The 21,620-nt window shown below is 32.1% G+C and carries 26 protein-coding genes and 2 tRNA genes; 12 read left to right on the top strand and 16 right to left on the bottom strand.

Annotation, left to right across the window (positions count from 1 at the left end; all coding sequences use genetic code 11):
* Window positions 1-7: 7 nt before the first annotated feature.
* On the bottom strand, window positions 8-1,135 hold the full coding sequence (locus tag ACAM25_RS10465) for a hypothetical protein (protein ID WP_369609672.1): 1,128 nt from the start codon (window positions 1,133-1,135) through the stop codon (window positions 8-10).
* A gap of 644 nt (window positions 1,136-1,779) precedes the next feature.
* Between ACAM25_RS10465 and ACAM25_RS10470 the strand changes: the two genes are divergently transcribed.
* From ACAM25_RS10470 to ACAM25_RS10485, 4 genes are all read left to right on the top strand, one after another.
* Window positions 1,780-1,932 carry a hypothetical protein gene (locus ACAM25_RS10470; protein ID WP_369609673.1) on the top strand — a complete coding sequence of 51 codons (153 nt, stop codon included), beginning with the start codon at window positions 1,780-1,782 and terminating at the stop codon, window positions 1,930-1,932.
* Between the two features lie 152 nt (window positions 1,933-2,084).
* The gene (locus ACAM25_RS10475; protein WP_369609674.1) at window positions 2,085-2,222 is read left to right on the top strand and encodes a hypothetical protein; all 138 of its coding nucleotides are present in this window, start codon (window positions 2,085-2,087) and stop codon (window positions 2,220-2,222) included.
* A gap of 272 nt (window positions 2,223-2,494) precedes the next feature.
* A tRNA-Ala gene (locus ACAM25_RS10480) sits at window positions 2,495-2,568 on the top strand.
* A gap of 110 nt (window positions 2,569-2,678) precedes the next feature.
* Window positions 2,679-4,997: an STT3 domain-containing protein gene (locus tag ACAM25_RS10485; protein WP_369609675.1), complete on the top strand. Its 2,319-nt coding sequence runs from the start codon at window positions 2,679-2,681 to the stop codon at window positions 4,995-4,997.
* Here ACAM25_RS10485 and ACAM25_RS10490 read toward each other — a convergent pair.
* The 8 genes from ACAM25_RS10490 to ACAM25_RS10525 are packed head-to-tail and all read right to left on the bottom strand — an operon-like array spanning window position 4,994 to window position 9,333.
* A complete protein-coding gene (locus tag ACAM25_RS10490; protein WP_369609676.1) occupies window positions 4,994-5,164 on the bottom strand; it encodes an RNA-protein complex protein Nop10 in 171 nt (56 codons plus the stop codon). The genes ACAM25_RS10485 and ACAM25_RS10490 overlap by 4 nt on opposite strands.
* Window positions 5,161-5,952, bottom strand: a complete 792-nt coding sequence (locus ACAM25_RS10495; RefSeq protein WP_369609677.1) for a translation initiation factor IF-2 subunit alpha — start codon at window positions 5,950-5,952, stop codon at window positions 5,161-5,163. Before ACAM25_RS10495 ends, ACAM25_RS10490 begins: the two co-directional genes overlap by 4 nt.
* Window position 5,953: 1 nt before the next feature.
* Complete coding sequence (locus ACAM25_RS10500; protein ID WP_369609678.1) at window positions 5,954-6,154, bottom strand: 30S ribosomal protein S27e; 201 nt, start codon at window positions 6,152-6,154, stop codon at window positions 5,954-5,956.
* Window positions 6,151-6,438 carry a 50S ribosomal protein L44e gene (locus ACAM25_RS10505; protein WP_156014437.1) on the bottom strand — a complete coding sequence of 96 codons (288 nt, stop codon included), beginning with the start codon at window positions 6,436-6,438 and terminating at the stop codon, window positions 6,151-6,153. Before ACAM25_RS10505 ends, ACAM25_RS10500 begins: the two co-directional genes overlap by 4 nt.
* A complete protein-coding gene (locus tag ACAM25_RS10510) occupies window positions 6,435-6,875 on the bottom strand; it encodes a hypothetical protein (protein ID WP_369609679.1) in 441 nt (146 codons plus the stop codon). Before ACAM25_RS10510 ends, ACAM25_RS10505 begins: the two co-directional genes overlap by 4 nt.
* Window positions 6,865-7,836, bottom strand: coding sequence for a DNA primase small subunit PriS (gene priS, locus ACAM25_RS10515; RefSeq protein WP_369609680.1), 972 nt, complete (start codon window positions 7,834-7,836; stop codon window positions 6,865-6,867). Before priS ends, ACAM25_RS10510 begins: the two co-directional genes overlap by 11 nt.
* Window positions 7,802-8,542 (bottom strand): DNA polymerase sliding clamp, encoded by a 741-nt coding sequence (locus ACAM25_RS10520; protein ID WP_369609681.1) that lies wholly within the window; start codon window positions 8,540-8,542, stop codon window positions 7,802-7,804. The genes priS and ACAM25_RS10520 overlap by 35 nt, the downstream gene beginning before the upstream one ends.
* Window positions 8,543-8,568: 26 nt before the next feature.
* A complete protein-coding gene (locus ACAM25_RS10525) occupies window positions 8,569-9,333 on the bottom strand; it encodes an ATP/GTP-binding protein (RefSeq protein WP_369609682.1) in 765 nt (254 codons plus the stop codon).
* Between the two features lie 49 nt (window positions 9,334-9,382).
* Between ACAM25_RS10525 and ACAM25_RS10530 the strand changes: the two genes are divergently transcribed.
* From ACAM25_RS10530 to rnz, 3 genes are read left to right on the top strand one after another with little or no spacing between them, the layout of a single operon-like run.
* Complete coding sequence (locus tag ACAM25_RS10530; protein WP_369609683.1) at window positions 9,383-10,258, top strand: ribose-phosphate diphosphokinase; 876 nt, start codon at window positions 9,383-9,385, stop codon at window positions 10,256-10,258.
* Window positions 10,255-11,175 (top strand): TRM11 family methyltransferase, encoded by a 921-nt coding sequence (locus ACAM25_RS10535; RefSeq protein ID WP_369609684.1) that lies wholly within the window; start codon window positions 10,255-10,257, stop codon window positions 11,173-11,175. Before ACAM25_RS10530 ends, ACAM25_RS10535 begins: the two co-directional genes overlap by 4 nt.
* Window positions 11,172-12,056: a ribonuclease Z gene (rnz, locus tag ACAM25_RS10540; RefSeq protein ID WP_369609685.1), complete on the top strand. Its 885-nt coding sequence runs from the start codon at window positions 11,172-11,174 to the stop codon at window positions 12,054-12,056. Before ACAM25_RS10535 ends, rnz begins: the two co-directional genes overlap by 4 nt.
* On the opposite strand, the gene ACAM25_RS10545 is transcribed toward rnz, so the two are convergent.
* Both ACAM25_RS10545 and ACAM25_RS10550 read right to left on the bottom strand, forming a co-directional pair.
* Window positions 12,034-12,474, bottom strand: coding sequence for an RNA-binding domain-containing protein (locus ACAM25_RS10545; RefSeq protein WP_369609686.1), 441 nt, complete (start codon window positions 12,472-12,474; stop codon window positions 12,034-12,036). The genes rnz and ACAM25_RS10545 overlap by 23 nt on opposite strands.
* Complete coding sequence (locus ACAM25_RS10550) at window positions 12,471-12,998, bottom strand: nucleoside monophosphate kinase (RefSeq protein WP_369611662.1); 528 nt, start codon at window positions 12,996-12,998, stop codon at window positions 12,471-12,473. Before ACAM25_RS10550 ends, ACAM25_RS10545 begins: the two co-directional genes overlap by 4 nt.
* Window positions 12,999-13,040: 42 nt before the next feature.
* On the opposite strand from ACAM25_RS10550, the gene thpR reads away from it, so the two are divergent.
* The 5 genes from thpR (at window position 13,041) to ACAM25_RS10575 (ending at window position 16,217) form a co-directional block, all read left to right on the top strand.
* A complete protein-coding gene (thpR, locus tag ACAM25_RS10555; protein ID WP_369611663.1) occupies window positions 13,041-13,637 on the top strand; it encodes an RNA 2',3'-cyclic phosphodiesterase in 597 nt (198 codons plus the stop codon).
* Complete coding sequence (gene cca, locus ACAM25_RS10560; RefSeq protein ID WP_369609687.1) at window positions 13,585-14,826, top strand: CCA tRNA nucleotidyltransferase; 1,242 nt, start codon at window positions 13,585-13,587, stop codon at window positions 14,824-14,826. Before thpR ends, cca begins: the two co-directional genes overlap by 53 nt.
* Complete coding sequence (locus tag ACAM25_RS10565; RefSeq protein ID WP_369611664.1) at window positions 14,814-15,416, top strand: serine/threonine protein kinase; 603 nt, start codon at window positions 14,814-14,816, stop codon at window positions 15,414-15,416. The genes cca and ACAM25_RS10565 overlap by 13 nt, the downstream gene beginning before the upstream one ends.
* 198 nt (window positions 15,417-15,614) lie before the next feature.
* A complete protein-coding gene (locus ACAM25_RS10570; protein ID WP_369609688.1) occupies window positions 15,615-15,785 on the top strand; it encodes a hypothetical protein in 171 nt (56 codons plus the stop codon).
* A gap of 335 nt (window positions 15,786-16,120) precedes the next feature.
* A tRNA-Pro gene (locus tag ACAM25_RS10575) sits at window positions 16,121-16,217 on the top strand.
* A 47-nt stretch (window positions 16,218-16,264) separates the two neighbouring features.
* Here ACAM25_RS10575 and ACAM25_RS10580 read toward each other — a convergent pair.
* The 5 genes from ACAM25_RS10580 to ACAM25_RS10600 form a co-directional block, all read right to left on the bottom strand.
* Window positions 16,265-18,334 carry a kelch repeat-containing protein gene (locus ACAM25_RS10580; RefSeq protein ID WP_369609689.1) on the bottom strand — a complete coding sequence of 690 codons (2,070 nt, stop codon included), beginning with the start codon at window positions 18,332-18,334 and terminating at the stop codon, window positions 16,265-16,267.
* Window positions 18,335-18,449: 115 nt separating this feature from the next.
* The gene (locus ACAM25_RS10585; RefSeq protein WP_369609690.1) at window positions 18,450-19,187 is read right to left on the bottom strand and encodes an SDR family NAD(P)-dependent oxidoreductase; all 738 of its coding nucleotides are present in this window, start codon (window positions 19,185-19,187) and stop codon (window positions 18,450-18,452) included.
* Between the two features lie 41 nt (window positions 19,188-19,228).
* On the bottom strand, window positions 19,229-19,912 hold the full coding sequence (locus ACAM25_RS10590; RefSeq protein ID WP_369609691.1) for a TatD family hydrolase: 684 nt from the start codon (window positions 19,910-19,912) through the stop codon (window positions 19,229-19,231).
* Between the two features lie 24 nt (window positions 19,913-19,936).
* Entirely contained in the window at window positions 19,937-20,347 is a 411-nt protein-coding gene (locus tag ACAM25_RS10595; protein ID WP_369609692.1) for a hypothetical protein, read from the bottom strand.
* A 77-nt stretch (window positions 20,348-20,424) separates the two neighbouring features.
* On the bottom strand, window positions 20,425-21,582 hold the full coding sequence (locus tag ACAM25_RS10600) for an MFS transporter (protein ID WP_369609693.1): 1,158 nt from the start codon (window positions 21,580-21,582) through the stop codon (window positions 20,425-20,427).
* Window positions 21,583-21,620: the final 38 nt, after the last annotated feature.

The raw sequence follows: 21,620 nt of genomic DNA on the forward strand, positions 1-21,620 counted from the left end.
TATGAAATCAGAAAAGGCCTTTAACCATATTGTATATTTCTGTCGCTACATTTTCAACTCCTTTTTCAACAGTTTCAGCACCAATCTCTATATCTTGACCAACCACTTCCCATTCCTCAACAGTAGATCCAGTTTCTTGAGCAACTTTTTCCAGAGCAGATTGAATAACAGCTACAGCATCAGCAGCAATATTTAAAGCCGAAACATCTTGACCTTGAGCTTGTGCCCAAGCTACAATATCATCCCATGAGTAAGAGCGGGGTGGAGGAACCATTAAATCAGCCTTGTATTGATATTCACTCCAACTACCGGGGGCAGGAAGTTCTGGTAATAATTGTTTACTGACAAAACCAATTAAAGCCTGAGAATCGTCACACTCAGTAGTACACATTTCAGAACCTAAAACTGGAGCACCAATAATAATAGGGAAATTGGATAAACCATTTTGTACTTGAGATGCTAACTGAATAACAAAATTAAATGAAGGTTCACTTGTATAATCCAATGTCATAGGTTTATTAGGCAAGGCAAGTATAGTAGGCATGCTAAACATATCTTCTAGTTTTCTCAAAAAATTAAAACCTAGAGTCATAGAGGGTGGCATATCACTAATTGATCTTAAATAGTTGGATATTGATGGATTTAATATCCAATAATTAGAAGTAGCATTATAGGTTATAGTTCCGTTATGTTTTGCAATAAAATCGAAAGAAGTTAATAAATATGCTTGTATTTGCAGCACATAATTCATTATGCCTGCGAATGTTACTACATTTATTAATTTAGAAAACTCTTGAGGTGCTTGCATAAATACTTGCACTATCCTTTGCCAAACCGATTCATAAACTAATTCTTCAATCTCTTCGCCCGCTTGATTTAATTGAATATTTCTACAAACTTGATGAACTGGATCTCTAAAGTTAATCCAATATTGGTTGCCCTCGGCTGTCGTAGGTATAACAACTAAACCAGAGTTAGAATTAAATATTTTAGGAGCTATTGAGGAGGTAAACTTAGCCTTATACGCATTTCCACCATTATAAATTCTTACTGAGTAAACAGAATTTGCCCATCCTTCATCATACCCTCCAATAAATACAAGAAATGTTTTATCACCACGGCTAGTTCTTACCAAAATCCCGTGTCTAACAATATGATTAATATCATTAAAGTAACTTCTCATAGAACCCGTATTTGGGTTAACAGCACTAGCACTAAACTCATAGGGCGAAATAAGAGATGGATAAATAGCATATACCTCATTTGAACCAAGGTACTTATTAATTAGATTTCCAGCATAGTTTGTTACACATTGCTCTTGTTGTGTTATTTGATATATAGTATTTCCTATATAAGATAGTATTCCAAGACCTTTAATACAGATTCTAACGCAGATTGACCAACTTCTAATGCCATAAATTATCTATGCAAAATATTTACTTTATGTTTTTAAACTTTTTCAAAAGAATAGATGAAATGGTAAATAACAAAAATCAGTCAAGAAAATTTAGGTTTATTAAATAATATTCTAATGCAAATAAAGGTAATTCCTTAAAATTAAATTATTCTTCTTTTATTTCTTTCAAGCGTAATGTGAGTTTGCAAAAATTGATGTTTAATTTCCCTCTGCTAGTGAGAGTGAAAAGTTATATATTGCAAATCATAAATGGATAAGAAAATTTAGAATTAGTTTGTACATAAATGGAAAATAACGTGCAGAGACTCCTGCGAAAATTCATTTATATCGTCTTTCTATAAAATATAATGAAGGTGTACAAAATGGATTTCATAGATCTCACAAAGAATATTGATATTATTGAAGACGTCGTTAAGAAACGTGAAGAGTTTAAAGATAAGTTAATCAAAGGACAAAGAGTTGAATTTGAAGTGGTGGACCGCATTCAAGTTGATAATTATTCCTTCGCTTTGTAAAAACTAAAAATGGGCGTAAAGGGTATGAGATAATAGTAAAGAAAGATAATGAAGAATATCATTTCATTGTAGCTGAAGAAAATAACGGATTTATACCAATCTTAAACGTAATCAAAAAGATTAGTAGAGATGGTGATAAAAAGATTGCAACGGTGGAAAGTTATTACATGAAGGAAAACCAACTAATCAAAGTTACTTCTGGGACATATGAAATAAAAGGAAATCCAATGAAACAGATTCTAACAAACTATGAACCAGAAAAAATTGAAATTAAAAAGATAAAAGAATAAATAATCATCTATGAATTTACAACAACAGTTTATTTTCTAAATCTTTTAATAGTATGAATTCTTTTTTGTTATGTTTATATATGTTTTACCTAAAATTCCTATTCCAATAGAAACAAAAATGATATATCACTAGAATATTCTAAGAAGATTGGTGTTAGTAAACTTTAAGATACTCTTTAAAATTTTAATTTCATTAACCATTAGTATCGATCTTCCACTCGTTCTATGACGACAAAAATTTTAAATTACGTATTGCAAACTATTTATTGACTGGGCCGGTAGCTCAGCCTGGAAGAGTGCTCGGCTTGCAACCGAGAGGTCCCGGGTTCAAATCCCGGCCGGTCCATAATCGTTCCGTAAAAATTCTAATTTCAATTTACCATTAGATTAAATAAAACGGATTTGTCCTTCGTTTCTGGATTAAGCTTATATAACCTTAATCGATAAGGTATTTCGATGCAGTCCAATTTAAAGACTATTCCTAAGTTTGACAAATTTAAGTTCCTTGATGTTGCAGTAGTTTCTGCTCTAGTGATAATATCTATATTAATTAGAATAGTAAACGTAATAGCATTCCCTCAAAGTGTTAATGAGTTTGACCCATGGTACTTGTTCTATAATGCATTATTAATTGCACAATCTGGCGGAAATTGGTACGCTGTACCTCCAGATGTTCATGGATGGTTCCCATGGGGTTATTTTATTGAACTAGGAAATACTATTGGTTTACCATGGCTAGTCTCTTTAATATCTTTACCGTTCTACGGACAATATGGTGCAAATGCTGTCTATACAGTAGCCGTTCTTTCTGATGTTTTATTAGATGGTTTAGGAGTTGTTGCTGCATTTCTAGCTATTGATGTAATAACTGAAAATAGAATTGGAGCATATATTGCAGCTGCTGTTATTGCTGTTTCTCCATCATTAACATATAAGAATCTTTTGGGTGGTTTACCTAAGACTTCTTGGGGAGCTGTATTTGTACTTTTTGCAATTTATTTCATAACTTTATCTATAAAGAGGAAAAATCCATTATATAGTATTCCAGCAGGTATAATGATTTTCCTTGCAAATATCACATGGGGAGGATATACCTATATTGATTTGAGTCTTGCTATTGCTGCGTTCTTGTTAATACTTTTAAACAAGAATGATGAAATTACAGCAAAATCATTGACAATCCTAGCAGTAACTTCAGCTTTTCTTACTTCTTTTGCCCCAAATAATATAGGTTTTATGTCTGGTTTAGCTCATGGTTTATCACTCTTAATAATTCCACTTTTCCTATATATTGAACTTTATATTAGAGAAGTTATTCCTAAGGAGATTGCTGATTCAAAGAACATTCTGATAGGGGCAGCAATTGTTTTCATCTTAGCTTTAGGGATTTTAGGTTTAGCGGCACTGGGTAAATCTCCAATTCCTTCTAGGTATTATGCCATTGTAAATCCTTTCTTCCAATTCTCTGTCCCTATAGATAGGACAGTAGCAGAATATATCCCACAGCCAGTAACCGCGATGATTCAAGATTTTGGCATTTCATTATTTCTCTCTATAATTGGAATGTATTTTGTAATAACAAGAAGAGCTCAACTTCCGGGATTATGGTTATTAGTTTTAGGCGTAGCAAGCATATATGGTACTTCTGAACAACCTTATCTATTTAATTACACAGCCTATATTGTTGCTGCTCTAGCAGGATTAGGTGTAGCTGAGATTGTAAACAGATTATCAGAAAGCAAAATTAGAACAGTTAGTAGGATTGCACCTATATTACTATTAGCAGTTATAGGTGTTTCTTTACTTGCAGATGCTGGTATATCAATGGAGATTAGTTATGAGCCAACAGCAATATATAATTCAGCTACCTCTTACTTAATTACTAATTACGCATGGATTTCGGCATTAGGATGGATTAATCATAATACTCCAACGAATTCCTTTATACTTAGCTGGTGGGACTATGGTTATTGGATTGAGACTATAGGTAATCGTAGTGTTATTGATGAAAACAATACGTTAAATGGAACACAAATTAAGCTTATGGCTGAAATGTTCCTTAATAATGAGAGTTTTGCTGTTAATGTATTAGAAAATGATTTTCATCTGTATCCTTATGGTAGTCCAAATTATACTATTCCAGTTTATATTGTTGCTTATGATGCAGTAACACAATATATATCAACATCTGGATCGACTTCGGGAGAAAGTGTATGGTTCATAGGTTATCCAACTGATTTCCCTGGAACATTTATAGGATATACTACAAGTTTAGGCGATATAGCAAAAGCCATGGGTGCTATGACTACTATTGCTGGCTATAATATGTATAGCTACGTTAACTTTACTTACGTTAATGAAACTGCAACAGCCTTAGCTGAAGCTGGTGAGACAAACTTAGCTTCTATTATTGGAAATTCATTACCAATGGCATGGACTCCTAAAGCATACAATTCTCTAATCGTTAATATGTTCATTGAGGGATTACAAACATTAAATCAAGGACCGGTTCAAGCACCATTCTCTATCTCTTTAAGTCAATTATCTTCTCCTAACGCTACTTTGATTAATCCAAATGGATTTCTACCAAGAGTTATTTTGCCATATTTTAGACCCGTATACATCTCATTATATCCAGTAACTGCTGTGCCAGCTGTTGGTGGTGAGGCAGTAGTATATATTGTAGTCTTAGTCTATCAATTTGTAGAACCTAATGTAATATTACCTTTAACAATACAAGAAAATGGGACAACTATAGCAACAACTACTTCTTAACAGTTTAGTTTTATTCCTTTTTTTAACTCTATCCTATATTTTACATACTTATCTATTGGTGAAAATCTGGGTGGATGAGGAATGATAGTTTGGGAACCGCAAATAGGACATTTATCCCTTAAAGTATAAGTAAAATCTTTGGGACATTTTCTTATTTTCCATTTCATTTCTTAACAACACCAAAATCAACTTTTTCCTCTTTACTTACTTCATTTATAGTATTAAGTATTTCTTCCATGACCTTTGAAAGGGTCTTAGGGTCAGTACCTATAACATCTATTCTATATCTAGGAGCTCCAATAGTGTAAATCCTTATATCAACATCAGCGTTTTCAGCTATTTCTACTGCAGAGCCTAATACTTTTCTTATCTTCTCAATGCCGGCTGGATCACTACTTCTTAACGTAACAATTTCACTTATCTTTACTCTTTTTTCCTCAATATGTTTGCCTATTTCTTCCATTAATGGCTTAATCCAGACTTCTGGTACTCCAGCATCTCTTAAAATATAATCTCCTTCTTTCACGGCTTTAACTAATGCCTCATAAGCGTCTCCATACTTATCCTCTAATTTCCAAGCAACTTGTTCCCATCCTTCTCTTTCGCTCTTATTTATCTTCTTTGAAACAATTTCTAATATTTTATCCACTTTTTGTATCTTCTTCCATTGAGCGTTTTTCTTTCTTTTTTCATCTTCTGTAACTTTCTTCAAAGAAACGTCTATTGTTCCTTTTCTTCTATCTACTCTAATTACTTTAACTACAATCTTTCTTCCTTCTTTTATAACATCCCTAATATTCTTTACCCATCTACTGCTTATTTCACTCCAGGGCAAAAAAGCTTGTAAATTTCCATATTCATCTAAAGTTACATAACTACCATAATCAAAAACTTGCTTTACCGTAGCAATTAAAACTTCTCCTTCTGAGGGGACGGGATTTTTATTGTATATCATTTTAACCTAGTATTCTTACTACTTCACCGACTATTTTAGCCTTACCGCCTCTTGAATATATTAATTGTGTACCACAAGAAAGGCATCTAACTGGAAAAGTAGAATGACTAAATATTGTTTGCTCATTTCCACAATTGGGACACTTAACTCTAAGGAATTTGCTTTTTGGTTCTGGGATTAAAACTTTAAACTTTGCCTTCATTTGACCACCTCAACTAGTTCTATCTTTTTCATTCTTAATCCTTCTCTCATTATTGTATAACCACATTTTTGACATTTTAATACAAGTGTTTGTTTCTTTGTCGTCTTAGCGAATCTTTTTTGTTCTGGTTTTCTTTTGCTTCCATAACCTAGATTCTTTCTGTCATATCTTCTCTGACCTTCTGAAAGAGTCCTTCTTTTTCCTCCTTTATATAATGATACTGAGTGCTCAGTATGAGTTTTACACTTTGGACAGTATGTAGTTATCACTTTGGGAACTTTCATTCTACTTCTATTGGAGTTATATAATCTAAGGTTATTAAAGCTAAAACTTGCTTTAACGGAAGCAAAATAAGGTCTCCAGGGTATAAATTCATATCATTTATAGAAAATTTTACCTTAACTAAACATAATATTTTATCTTCTTGAGTGAAATACTTACCAGAAATAAAGTTGACGTAAATTCTTTTCATTTGATTTAAAATATCTAAAAACTCTGAATCAAATCCCTTAATGTTAATCCCTTCAATTAGTTTACTGCTTCTTAACTCAAAAAGAGATTCTGCTAATTCCTCATAAACTGAAAGTTCTTTTTTGTGTAAGTCATCAGAGTATTTTCTTCTTATTTTCCTTAACTGGGAAATTAATTGGTATAAGTCTTTAAGTTGAATTTCTGTGCTCTCTTCTTTTAAAGTCTCATTTAATACTATTTCATCTAACATAAGCCTTAACCCTTCCTAATCCTTTTAGAGATAAATAAACTCCTATACTTATAGGTATTTTGATAGGCGAATCTTTTTTAAGAGTATACTTTTCATCAAATACATTTATAACACCAGAAATATAAGGTAAGAATACACAATTACCTTCAAAAGGAGATAACCACTCCCCATATTCGAATTTGTCATTTTTAACTTCAACAACCTTTAAGCCTGCTTTGCCGTTTAATGACCCAGGAATTCTTACAAGCCTTCTAATATCAATTGTTACTTGCATATCAATGTTTACACCATCAATACCTTTAGCTAATCTACCCGACCAACCTGGATTTTCTTCATGAATATACGTAGGTTTAGGAGATGAGATGTATTCAGCTATTTCCTTTCTATCATCAGAATCTAACAATGCACAATCGCCATAACAAGTTACCCTTAAATGAAATCCTCTATTTCCAGAAAAATAGATATTTGCATTTAACCCAAAATCTTCCTTAAGAATGTCCTTTATTAACAAAGCTTTGTCAAATACTTTCATTATACAATCTTTTGTGATTTCTGGATATTCTATTGTTGGTTGACTTTCACATTCTGTAGCTAGAGTTTCTAACCCGTCTTGAGGGCAAAATCTTCTAACTCTAATCTCACATATTTCATCAGCATCCAAATCAAAAAGTAAATCGGAACCTAACCAACCTTTTTCTTCCATATTCTTTGCTGACGGTAATTGATATCTTGCTGAAGAATAGTATAAGTGAAGTGGAGGATTTTGTAAGATGTATTGTCTTAACTCTTGTAATGAAGTAAAAGACAAATGCCTGACATAAGTTTCAGAATCGAATGGTTGATAAGCAAATTCTCTTAATTCCATATCCTCTGGTAATTCTAATTCAGCCTTTTCATAATATTCTGAAAAGAGGAGCTTGAGTATCTTATTCTGCTCTTGGTGCGATATAGAAATCTGCATAACCCCCTTGAGGCAAATTGTATCTAAGCTTGAGTGGTATTTGAGAGCCAAATGCTATTTCAACAGTATCAGAAGGCTTTCTCATTTTTGTTGTATTTACCACATATTCAAGTCCATAAACGCTTTCTGCATCTCCTCCTTCACTTTCTAAAAGACCTCCATTTTCAGTTGATAACTCTATGGTGGAAGAACCCATATCAGAGTTTGCTGAAATGTAAAGTTTCCCTCCTTCAGATTTAAATGTAATTGAATCTCCTCCTATATCCTCAATTTCATCTATTATATCAGTGAATGTGACTGTTAATGCTTTTGCCTTAAATGGAAACTCTAAATTAAGGTTAGGTGTTTCTATTTCTGATGCGACTATTGAAGGGAAAGAAAAAGTTCTTTCATAAATACCATCTAACGTTACTTTTATGTTATTATTTTCATCAGTTTCTAAATACAAATTGTCATTTTTTGTAACTGTTTTTAAAACATCGTTCAAATCTTCTAATTTAATTCCAACTTTTTCTTCGTTATTTACACTATATTCATCGAAGTAACCAGAAGGTATCAATATATCAATAAATGTTACTCTAGAAGGATCTATACCTTTAATTTTTAAACCTTCAGAGGTAAAGTAAAGTGTAATTTCATCTATAAATTCTTCCAACGTCCTAAAGATATATGAAAAAGCATCCGCATCAATTACTTTAACTTTCATGTATAAATCCTTATTTAATAAAAGTTTTAAAGCTTAGGATTAGGTTCTTCTGTTAAATAATCTTCTCCACCAGCAAATATCCTCTGAAGTTCAGCATACAATTCATCTAAACCATAACTGTTTATAGCAGAAATTGGTATTGGTATATTATCTAAGTTTTCTATGATAGTGTTTGCAAGCTCATAAGAGTATTCATCTATAACTCCTAGATCATCTATTATACTACCTTCTTCTACCCAGCTCCTTATTTTCTCTAATTCTTGTGGCGTAAGCAAATCTGCTTTAGATAAAACTAAAACTTGTGGCATCATTAATCTGAATTTTATAGAACTCGATAATAAAAGAAGTGAGATATAACTTCTAGCTTCTTTAGCCAAAAACGAATCCATCAAAAATACTGATGCTGATTTATTTCCTTCACTTATTAGTGAGGAAAGAATTTTGCCAGTTTCTCTATAGGCAAATAATTCTATTTGACCCGGAGTATCCACTATCACATAGTTTGCTTCTATCTTGCTTATCTCCTCTTTAATTTCTTTAGCTTTTGTCAGAATTAAATCTATAGAAGCAATTAATGATGAGTTTGGACCTAAACCATATTTTTCCATTACTTCAAAAGCATCTACATATTCTCTAACATCAACGTCTGGTTTATAAGGAATTTGTTCCACTGCAGGATCTAAGTTTATAATTGCAGTATCCATTTCATTATCTAATAAATAATCTTGAAAACTCTTGACTAACGTTGTTTTACCAGATCCGGCTGTTCCTAAAATAAATATGAAGTACATGTTCTTCCCGAGTTTAATCTTAAAAACTACTCCCTAAATTAAATAGTTAATGATTATTATAGGAGGAACAGCAACAAACGGAATAGATGAAAACTTATCTAAAATTACGTCAATTCCATTAATAAAAGTAGAACATAAAATTTTCCCAGATGGAGAATCATACATTAGAATACCACAGCACATTACTAATCAAGAAATTTTAGTTGTTCAATCCCTTTATCCTCCACAAGATAAGCATTTCGTAGAGCTTCTACTTATTTTAGAAACTTTAGCTGATATGAAAAATAATAAAATTACAGCAATAATTCCTTACCTAGCTTATGCTAGACAAGACAGAAGATTCAAGGAAGGTGAAGCATTAAGTATAAAGACAATATTAGGTGCAATTTCAAGAGCCGGGGCAGATGCATTAATTGTCATTGAGCCTCATAAGGCTGAAGAACTTTCCTATTTTGGAAAAGAAGTCAAAATTGCAGATCCAATACCTGAAATAGCTAAGGAGATTAAAAAGAAAGTAGAAAACCCCTTCGTCTTAGCCCCAGATAGAGGGGCTCTAGAAAGAGCTAAAAGGCTAGCTGAGGAGTTAAACGCTGAATATTCATATATTGAAAAGGAAAGAGACAGAGATACTGGAGAGGTTAGGATAAAGAATTTGCCAGAGTTAAAAGTGAAAGGAAAGGATGTGATTATTATTGATGATATAATAAGTACTGGTGGGACTATGATCCAAGCTGCAAAAGCTGCATATGAATTTGGTGCTAGGAAAGTTATTTCAGCAGCAGTTCATTCCTTGTTTTTAGAAAATGCTTATGAGAAAATGGTAAATGGAGGAATAAGGGAAATTATAACTACAAATACCATTCCTCAAGATCCTTCTAAAGTTACAATAATTGATGTAGCACCATCCATAGCGAGAAAACTATGAAATCTTATGCTTTACTAAATCAAAATAACTTATTTCTCTCTTTAGAGGAATTGAAGTCTATTATTGGTACTGACAAGATAGAATATTATCAAGGTGTAGGATTATTTGATGGTGAGCCATACAATGTTGCTAAAAGATCAAGTTTGATAAAATATTCTGGGAAAGTAATCCAAATCTCATCTGACGTAAAGGAGATTATAGAGGCACTCAAAGGGGGATGTTATTCCATTAACCCTAATGTAATATCAAAGGAATATAAAAACGAATTCCCTTCTATCTATGAGACTATTACTAAAAATGTAAAACTATCAAAAAGATGTGATAAAATAGATTTGATTTTGACAGAAGGACTTATAATAGCTGGCCTTAGGGTTGAAGAAAAAGATAACGAAAGTCTTATAAAACACCAGAAAAAGCCTTATTCTCAATCTGGTACATTGTCATCTGATATAGGAAGACTTATGATTAACTTATCTAAAGCTAAAAGACAAGTTTTAGACCCTTTTGTGGGTACGGGAACTATACTTATCGAAGCTAAATGGTTAGGATTAAATTGTATAGGTCTTGATATTGATGAAAAAATGATAGAAAAAACTATAACTAATCTAAGATTTTTTAATTATGATTGTGAGGTCTTGCATGGAGATGTAACTTTTTTACCCTTTAGAAAAGTTGAAGCAATTGTCACAGATCCTCCTTATGGAAGATCAATAAGTGTTAAAGAAGGTATAAACAACTTATACGAGAACTTCTTTTACTCTGCTAGTGATGTAACTTCTCAGTTAGTTTTCACAACAGACTCTAAACTTGATTGGAGGGATAAGTTAAAAGAAGCTGGTTTTAAAGATATTTCGATACATTTTATTTATGAACATAAAAGTTTAAGCAGAGCTATATACGTAGTAAGAAAGAAATGATTACCACTTATTTCATCGGTACTGGTGGAGGAGCTCCTAATAAGAGGGGTTTACCAGCTATCCTTATAAGGAGAGAAGGATTTGATGCCTTATTCGACTGTGGTGAGGGAACTCAGTGGAGAATGATGGAACATAATCTCAGTTTCATGAGGATAAAGCTTATAGGAATTACGCATATGCATGCTGATCACGTATTAGGTTTGCCTGGAATGATAGAAACTATGGCTATGTATAATAGAAAAGAAACTCTCCTTTTAATGGGACCAAGAGAATTAAAGGATTTCCTTGAAGAAGTTTTTAAAAGGACTCATTTTTATCCTAGCTTTGATATAAAGTTTGTTAGCAACTATGAAGATGAAAATATAAGAATTAGAAGTTTTGAAACTTGCCATACAATAGAATCTCAAGGATATTTATTTGAGGAAAAAGATAGAGTAAACATTGACGCTGAAAAACTAAGAAGAGAAGGAATTAAAGACTGGAAAGTTATTAGACAACTAAAAGAAGGTAAAAGAGTAGAAATTAATGGTAAAGTTCTACTTCCAGAAGATTATTTGATAATTAAAAAGGGAATAAGAGTAGCTTATACTGGAGATACTAGACCTTGTGAAAAGGTCATAAATGCTGTAAAAGAAGTGGACTTATTGATACATGATTCTACATTCTTAGATGAAAAAGAAGCTCATGAATATGGACATTCAAACAGTAGTGATGCGGCTGAGGTTGCTTTAAAAGCAAATGTAAAGAGATTAGCTTTATTTCATATAAGTGCAAGATATGACGATACTACAGAGTTATTAAGAAGAGCTAAAATAATATTCGAAAAAACTTTCGTATCAGAGCCTTTATCTTATTATATTATTCATCATCAGAAGGAATAGGATTTTCCCATAATGGAACTCCCTTAGCAGTTCTTGGAGTTAACCAATCTATAACAGCTTGGGGGTCCTTATGCTCTATCGTTACTTTTATTGGACCTAAAGGAGATTCGTTTTCGCTGTCTACAAATGAGATTCTTCCAACTGCGGCAGCTTGCTTATTTAGCATAAAAGTTATGATATTTCCTATCGTACCTTTAGTTAAATATTTTCTAGCAGCATCTAGTATTCTTTCCTCCCTAAGTCTTTTATAAAATTTTTCTAGGCTTTGAAGTGAATGTGATTCTGCTAAAATTATTTTTATATATCCCTTATTTTCCTCTCTTAAGTTATCAAAATCAAAGAAATTTCTAATTGCTTGTAAAACCTTATTATAATCTTCTGATGGTCTTACTTCGACTTCAATAGTTATCTTAGTCATAATATCCGTTTAATTAATTCTTCAGCCTTACTCTTAAATTCCTCTATTGTCGAATCATTAGTTAAAACGTAATCTGCCAATGCAATTACGTTTCCTATTCCCATCTCTAACTCTTCCCAATCTCTTTTTATTAATCCTTCCATTGTTAAAATGTCGTCTTTTCTAGCTCTTTTAAGAAGTCTCTCATACCTTAACTTTGGAGGAGAATGAATTGCAACAATTATTACTTCTCCAACTTTTTTGAATTCTTCAATTTCTTCCCAATTCCTTATTCCATCAAAGGCCACAATATTACTTCCTTTTTCAATCTTTTCAACACAAAGTTTAGCTACAACACCTTTGCCATAAAGTTGTCTCATCCTTTTAGCAAAATCCATTAGCCTCTCTCCACTCTTAGCCTCTTTCTCATATTTTTCTCTCAAAACATCACTCATAGTGATTACTTTAATACCTTTCTCTGAAAGCAATCTTGCAAATTCCCCCTTTCCTGAGCCCGGCATTCCAGTAATGGCAATTATTTTAATTAGTGACCACCAATTATCTCAATAATGGGGATATAAAAGTTGATTAGACTGTTTACAGCTATAGACATACCACAATTCCCTAAAATTCTCGAATTTATGGATGCTGTAAAAAGAAGCGGAGCAGACGTAAAGCTTGTTGAACCTTATAATATTCACATTACCCTTGTATTTATTGGGGAAATTCCAGAGAACAAATTGCAATTAGTTAAAGATTCTGTTTCGCATATTAATTTTCATTCTTTTAAGATCAAACTTAAAGGTACTGGGGCGTTCCCAAACTTATCCAGACCAAGAGTTGTTTGGATAGGTATAGAAGAAGGATTACAAGAGCTTAGAAGCATAAGAGGTATGTTAATGAAAGAGCTTTTAGGTAAAGGCATAAGACCAGATGATGAAAAGGAATTTAGCCCGCATTTAACAATTGGAAGAGTAAAAGGACCCTCTAATATAATGAATTTAATTAACGTTATTAATGAGTATCAAAATGTTGATTTTGGAGAAATGACTGTAAATAAAATAATTTTATTTAAGAGCACTCTAACACCGAAAGGTCCTATTTATGACTCTCTTTTAGAAGTGACCCTAAATGAATTTGGAGGAGGAAGTACTTCAGAAGATAAAGCCAAGCAAAGAGGATGAAGAGAATCTAAGAAATAAGGCACAAATAATTTTAGATAGATTAAAGGATTTTCACGCAGAAATTGAAGGTTCATTTAGGAAAGGAACATGGCTCAAAGGAGATACAGATATTGATATCTTTGTATTTTTTCCAAAAGAAGTAGGAAAAGAATATTTGAGAGAAAAAGCGTTAAAAGAACTTATCGAAAGAGTTAAAGATTTTAATTATACTATTGCATATGCTGAACATCCATATCTTATAGTTTACGTAGATAATATAGAAATTGATATAGTACCTGCTTTAAAGATAGAAAAAGGAGAGGATGCAATAACTGCCGCTGATAGGACTCCATTTCATTCAAGCTACGTTGTTTCACATTTAGATGAGAAAGGAAAAGACGAAGTGAGATTATTAAAGAGATTCTTAAAGGGAATTGGGGTTTATGGTGCCGAAATAAAAGTTAAAGGATTTTCTGGTTATGTCGCAGAACTTTTGATTATTTATTACGGTTCTTTCAAAGAAGTTTTAAAAAATGCCTCTAAGTGGAGACCACCAGTAACAATTAAGTTAGTAGAACCTAAAAGAGAATTTAATGAACCATTGATTATTCCAGATCCAGTTGATCCAAAAAGAAATGCATCCTCAGCAGTTTCTCTTAAAAGTCTAGCTACTTTCTCTTTAGCTTCAAAAGTTTACCTTGAAAGACCGTCAATGGAATTTTTCTATCCTTCAAAGAAAAATAAAGAACAAATTAAGGGGGACGTCTTACTAGTTAAAATAGAAATTAAAGAAAATACTATTGAGGATATTGTCTGGGGACAAGTATGGAGAAATGTCGAAAAGTTAAGAAAGTTAATTTCTCAGAATGGTTACAAAATAATAGACATATCAGCATGGGGAGATTCGCAGAACATAACTATAGGAATTCAATTAGAGAATAAAGATATTGGAGAGTATTATTTAAATATTGGACCTTATTTTTACCTCAAAAATGTTGAAGAGTTCATAAGTAAAAATGAAAACGTATGGGTAGGAGAAGATGGTAGGTTGTATTCTATAAAAAGGAGAAGATATACGATTGAAGAGATTATAGAAAGAAATTTATTCTTTAAGCAAAAGTTTAGTTATGAGTTACAATGGTTAACTGAGGAAGTTGATGACCCTTGGATAAACTCATTCTTGAGAAAAACGCCAAGCTGGTTAAAGTAAAAGATTTTATTTTCCCTAAATATGACGAAAGCATAGAAAAGGAGTTAATTGAAAACGGTATAAACGAACTTTACTCTTTTGGTCCACTGCAATTAGGAAAAATAAATGTGATTGGTAAAGGAAAAACTGGGGTAATTGCTTTACTCGATGAAAATAGAGTAATAAAAATTAGGAGGAGTGATGCTCCTAAAGAAACTCTGGAAATTGAAGCTAAAATACAAATTAGTGCCTACCCAGTAGCTCCTAAGGTTTATGCTTATGGTAAAAATTTCATTATAATGGATTACATTAAAGGGAGAAATTTAAATAGAAATGAGAAGATAGAAGTTATAACTGAACTACTAAGAAAAGCAAAAATGCTTGAAGATAAAGGAATCGAGCATAAAGAACTAGTTAGACCATATAAAAATGTGATAGTCTCTAACGAGAATAAAGTGTTCATTATTGATTATGATTCAGCAAGTTATAAGGAAGATCCCTTGAACGTAACTTCTATTTTAAGTTGGTTAAACTTGCCTTTGCTTGCAATTATGTATAAAAGATTTAGGAACATTGATGATATAATTGAATTAATCAAAATGAGAGAATAATTTTAAAAATTATTACCTTAATAATACGAATACTTTCGGCTAACTCTCTCTAACTCACTTATGACCAATTTGTATAAAGGTTCTAATGATAAGAACGACGTAATATAAGGTATATGGAATATATTAATAGGTGTCATAGTCTGATAATGGTGATTTACAATTCCAATAAAATACGTTTGTAGAAAATGTGGATATGTTTTGTACAAGTTCGATAAGGTAGGACAAGATTTTTATGGTGTAAGAACACCATCTGAAATAAAGACTATCTTTGGAGGAAAATGTCCTAGATGTGGTCACGAGCTTTCAACACCTACCTTAGAAGATATTAAAATAAAAGTAAAAGCTAAAATTACTCCAGTAATTGAATAGTTTTTAGTAAATTTAACTGAAAGATAAATATATTTTAGCTAAGGTCTTTATTTCAATTGCTCTTATTTTTTATGTTATATATCTAGGTCTCCTCTATATACATAAAAATTAATTCTAGGTATTTTATCATGAACTCTCTATTATAAATAAAACTCTAGTTAAATTATCCTTGAAGTTACTATTTATTCTTAAATATAGTAAATACACTCTATTAACTACTGAAAAACTATTTAATGCACGTAAAGCTAGAACACTACGTTCAGAATACTACATTCTACATAAAATATACACCAACAAAAAATTCAAATACTACATTATTGATATAACCATACACAGGGGCCGTCGTCTAGCCTGGACTAGGATGCAGGCCTGGGGATGAATCCCCAACCACCAGTTCGCCTGTGGTCCCGGGTTCAAATCCCGGCGGCCCCATAATTTTTACTTTATAAAATAATGTAAAAATAGATAAAAATAAAAAATTACCAATACTTATCGTTTCTTTCTTTAACTATAACTAAAATCATTAACAATGCTAAAACGAAAACCACAACAACTATAATAGCTGACTTTAAATCAGTGCTCGTACTTTGTTGAGGAACATCTGTGTTTTCTGCGTTACCAACAGTAACTTGTGGTACTGTAACTAAAATTTCTGTAGAATTTATAATAACTATATGATTCGTTACATCCGATATTATATAAGGTGCAGACATATAGTAATTATTTGCCGCATAAACTTCAATTTCATTTTTGCCTAAGGACAAATTAAAAGCGTAATTTAAGGCAGACGTATTTGCAATTAATTTTCCATTATCATAAATTAGATAATATTCAGCTCCTATACTTTTTGTCCAATTAAGATATATGGTAGTTAGTGAGATTGCCCAAGTGACGTTTGGAGGAAGAGGTGGTATATAGTAAATTAACGTAAATGAATATTTAGTTACACCAGCTAGATTAATTGCTTCTAATGATACATTATATATTCCAAATGGAGCTTTTACAAAGTATGAGGTATTAGTTGTAGTAACATTTACTAATACCTTATTTTGATGAGAAACAATTAGCTTATAAGTGGCATTAAATGTAGAGTTCCAACTTAACAAAAAGCCGGTTATTTCTTTAGTAATAGTCACTGTCAAATTAGTCTTCGCAACGGCTACGAAAGATGTAGTTGCAATGCTACTATTCCCGAATTTATTATAAGCGATTATACCAATTGTGTATAATTCTCCCGCAGTTAAGTTAGTTAATACATATGAAGTAACATTACCTAAATTCATACCTTTTCCGTTTACAAAGAGATAATACCCTTCAATAGGGAATCCTCCATTAAAGGTGTCTATCCAACTTAATGTCGCATTCTTATTACCAATTTTTACTTTTATAAATGGCGGATTTGGTACTGAGTATGGGGTAGCTGAAACAACCTCTGATGGAGTTCCTTTGCCTATTGAATTATAGGGAGTTATTTGAATATAGTAAGTTTCGCCATCTTGCAAACCTTTCAAAGTATACGACGTTACATTACCAACGTTTATAGTTACTTTATTTGTATAATTAGACCAATATGTCAAGTAGTAACCACTAGCATTTATATCGTACCACTTAACTGTTATAGTTTCATTTCCACTAATTACAGAAACAATCTGAGGTTTAGGTGGTGGCAAATATATTGAAACTGCTTGCATTGCATTAGTCTGCAGACCACTTTGACCATATCCTCCTAAAATTATTAGAGTGTTCCCTATTTCAACACTTGCACTAAACATTGTTGCTTGTTCTTCCATAATCCCTGCATTTCTCCATGTTCCATTATAGTAGAATAGAATCTCTCCCTGTTGTGGAAGTCCATTTACGTCGTATAATCCTCCAACTAGAAATAAATAATTCTCATAATAACCTAGTGCTCCACCAACTAATGTTCCAGGTAAAGGAGATAGACTACTCCAAGAATTATTCTCTGGATAATAAATATAAGCTAGATCTGATGCTTCTCCAACTGCAACATATCCCCCAACTACAAATAAGGCTGAACCATTAAAATAATAGGCTGAATACCCTAGTGGTTTTGGTGCATTACCTATTATTTCCCAAGTATTTGTCTTTATATCGTAAACCTGAATATAGGTTACTGGAGGAGAAGGAATAATTCCATTACTATCGTAACCACCTATTACATAAATCTTGTTATTATAAGAGAAAACAATTGCACCATATACTGGATAAGGCATTGAATTAGTTATAATTTTCCAGCCATTTCCTGTAAATTCAAGAATGCCACCAAAAATAGATGAGGAATTCTCGCCCCCTACTACATATAAGTTACCATCACAGACTACTGCCCCCGCTGACATCAAAGGAAACGGCAAACTTGGACCTAAATACCAACTTCCATTAGAATAAACATACACGCTACTTACAACAGAACCCGCAATATCAAGCCCTCCTATAAGATAAATTTTACCATCATAAAAAGCAGCTGCTGAATAAGCTAAGGAGTCTGGTATTGCTTGATATATAGAAGATTTAAATTCTATGTTGGCCATACTTAGTGTCGAAAATACTAATAATACAAAAACCAAAGCCAGGAAGGTATTCCGTTTCATGATTTATTAATCTGTCGAATAATACTTTATAAATCCTATCAGATATACTAATAGATTAACTAAAGTATTTTGAAACAATCCAGTAAGTAAAGTCTTGCATAATCATAGATAATTTAAGGAAGTAGGGTTCTATTTTCAATTTTGAGGGTACATAAATTTCTCTTTTTCCACTCTTTATAGCTTTTATTACAGCATTTGCTACCTTCTCCGGTTCAACAGCATATTTACTGAATTTGTCTTCAGAGTTCTTAAAAGATGGATGAGACGTAAAATTAGTCTTTACTGGACCAGGATAAATCCCACTGACTTTAACATTATATTTTCTAGCTTCAGCCCACAAAGCGTTAGTAAAATGAGCTAAAGCTGCCTTAGCAGCAGAATATACAATTAACTTAGGAGTAGCAACATACGCCGCTTCTGAAATAATATTTATTATATTACCTTCTCTTTGTCTAACCATAATTGGATAAACTGCTTTTATAAAATAAAGTGGTGCATTAAACAACGTCTTTATCATGTAATCTTCTTCGTCAATTGAAGTATCTAGAAAGGAACCATAAATTCCAAAACCAGCATTATTGACTAAAACATCTATTCTGCCAAATTTATTAACAATTTCCTTAACTATTCTAAAGTCGTTCTCTTTATCAGTTACATCAGTTTCATAGATTATATCTCCAACTTCAGATTTAGTTCTAGAAATTGCTATAACATTATATCCTTCATTTTTTAACCTTACCGCAATAGCTTTGCCAATTCCTTTTGAAGCACCAGTAACAATAGCAATTTTCATATTTTTTCCTTAGATTAAGTAATGATAAACTTTTGCCAAATTTAACTTATAAATGCTTTCATAAAGTTCCTCTCAACAATTTTGTTTACTTCATCTTCTTTAACGTTTTTTAGTCTAGAGATTTCCGAAATTGCTTCCGGTATATAAATTGGTTCTAACATTCTTCCTTTATATTCATATCCACCATCACTTTCAGTTAGAATAATATCTAATGGAGCCTTAACAACTATATTTTGATGTTTTTTCTGAAAAGTCACTGAAGGATTTACTGTTATAAAATATCCTGCTCCTTCTATGTCTTTTAATAATTGTTCTGGCCCAGTATACCAATGAAAAATAGCTTTTTTCACATTATATTTTTGTAAAATGTTAAAGGCATCCTCCCATGCATCTAATGCATGAACGTTGATTAATTTATTTTGTAGCGAAGCTAATTCAGCAAAGGTCTCAAAATATTTTACTTGAAGCTCTTTACTTGCTTTTGCATATCTATAATCTAAACCAACCTCTCCAATAAAGTCAGCTTTCTTTACTAAATCAACAACTTTATCTAAGTTTTCTTCATGTACTTTCCAGGGATGTATACCTACACCAACAAGAACGTTCTCAGCCTTTAAAAGAAGTGTGTCTATAGAAGAGGAGTAATCCATCGAGACAGCTGCAATAAAAAAATTATTATACTTTTTCTTTAAATATGAATAATGACAATGAGCATCATAATACATATAAAAATGGGGTAAAAGAAAAAATTAATATATTTCGCTTAGGTTTATGTTAACTTCTCCAGTGAAGTTGTAAAACTGTAGCTCTAATTCTCCCCCAGCAAGAAGGAACTTATGAAGTGTTAAACCTCTGTATTCTCCTAAGAACGTATTATTATCATAAATTTTTACACAAAATGGAACATGAGAGGATATAGTAATAGATACATTTCCATATGTTGGAAGACTTATAGGATAATTATATATACCAGATGTATTAGAATATATTGTTAACTCTGTAGAATAATTGTAATAATGTATAATTTTTTCCATAGGTCGAGAAGATGTAGTTATTACTGCATTCGTAGAAGGATGGACACCAAAATTACCTATATAATATTCGTATCCTATTACAGCTATTAGAACTAATACAGCTATTATCAATATCTTACCTATCATATTTTTTAACTCCTAATATTAGGCTTTATAAAAGGGAGAACTAGCTATTACGGATTGTTAAATTTAGAGAGCAAGGTTCATTTAACTTTCGAAGCACCAGATTTCCATGTAGCCAAAGTTAGGAAAACTATTGATAACGAGAAATATCCTAATATTAATCCCCATTTACCGGCAGAAGTGATACCATAAAGATCGACTAACTCACCCATAATTATGCTACCTATACCCCCAATTATACTACCTAAATTGTATGTTAAACCTGTAAGCACTCCCCTTACTTCCATAGGAACTGATTCAACAATTAGTAAAGGTGCCAAAGGCCAAAACCCAGTAGCAATGGTATATAACATTAAACCAAATGTTACTAACGTTTCCTCATGTAAAACAGCTAACATAAATGGTAAACCTATCATTTCTCCTATAACACCATACATAATTAACTTTCTTTTACTAATTTTATCTGCAGCTCTGCCAAAACCAATGAAAGAAAACGCTAAAAAGATATTAGACACTAGCATAAGCAAACCAACTAAATACTTGCTTATTCCCACAGCTTCTAAGAACTCTGGATATACAGCAAAAATTGAGTAATAAGAGAAAAACATGCCTGCAATAACTATTGTACTTCTTATTAATATTGAGGCATATTCAGAAACCTTAACTTTTGGAGTGTTTACGTTTTTGAACATTTTAACATCACTAACTTTCAAAAGTATGTAGGGAACAAGGAATATTGGAATTGATCCAGTAAGTAAAAAGAGTCTCCAATTTTCTGATAAGAAAATGTAAGCTATTCCAGTTAAGGCGTAACCTAACCCATAACCTGCTTGAACTATTCCGTTAACTAATCCTCTCATGGATGTTGGCGCATTCTCATATGCTATAACTGTACCAGCAGTCCATTGCGCACCCATAAATAGACCTTGTAAGCTTCTTGCTATAAGTAAAACAGCAATGTTTGGTGATAGTGCTAATAGAGCTTGCGATAATGCATATCCAGCAGTTCCAATATTTAGGACAATCTTCCTGCCTTTGAGATCAGCTAATTTGCCAAAGGTATATCCGCCAATTACTCTAAAGATTAAACCTAAACCAAAAAGAAGAGTACCCACAACAGTTGGAGCATTGAAGCACTTATATAGTTCTTCATAAACATACGTAACAATAAGTAAATCATATATATTTCCAGCCCAGGCTAAAGTTGAGGCTATGGTAGAGTGAATCCATTTATCCATAGATTAAAAATAATATTTAGATTTAAACTCTCTTCTCA

The sequence above is a fragment of the Sulfurisphaera javensis genome, assembly GCF_041154675.1.
GTDB lineage: Archaea > Thermoproteota > Thermoprotei_A > Sulfolobales > Sulfolobaceae > Sulfurisphaera > Sulfurisphaera javensis.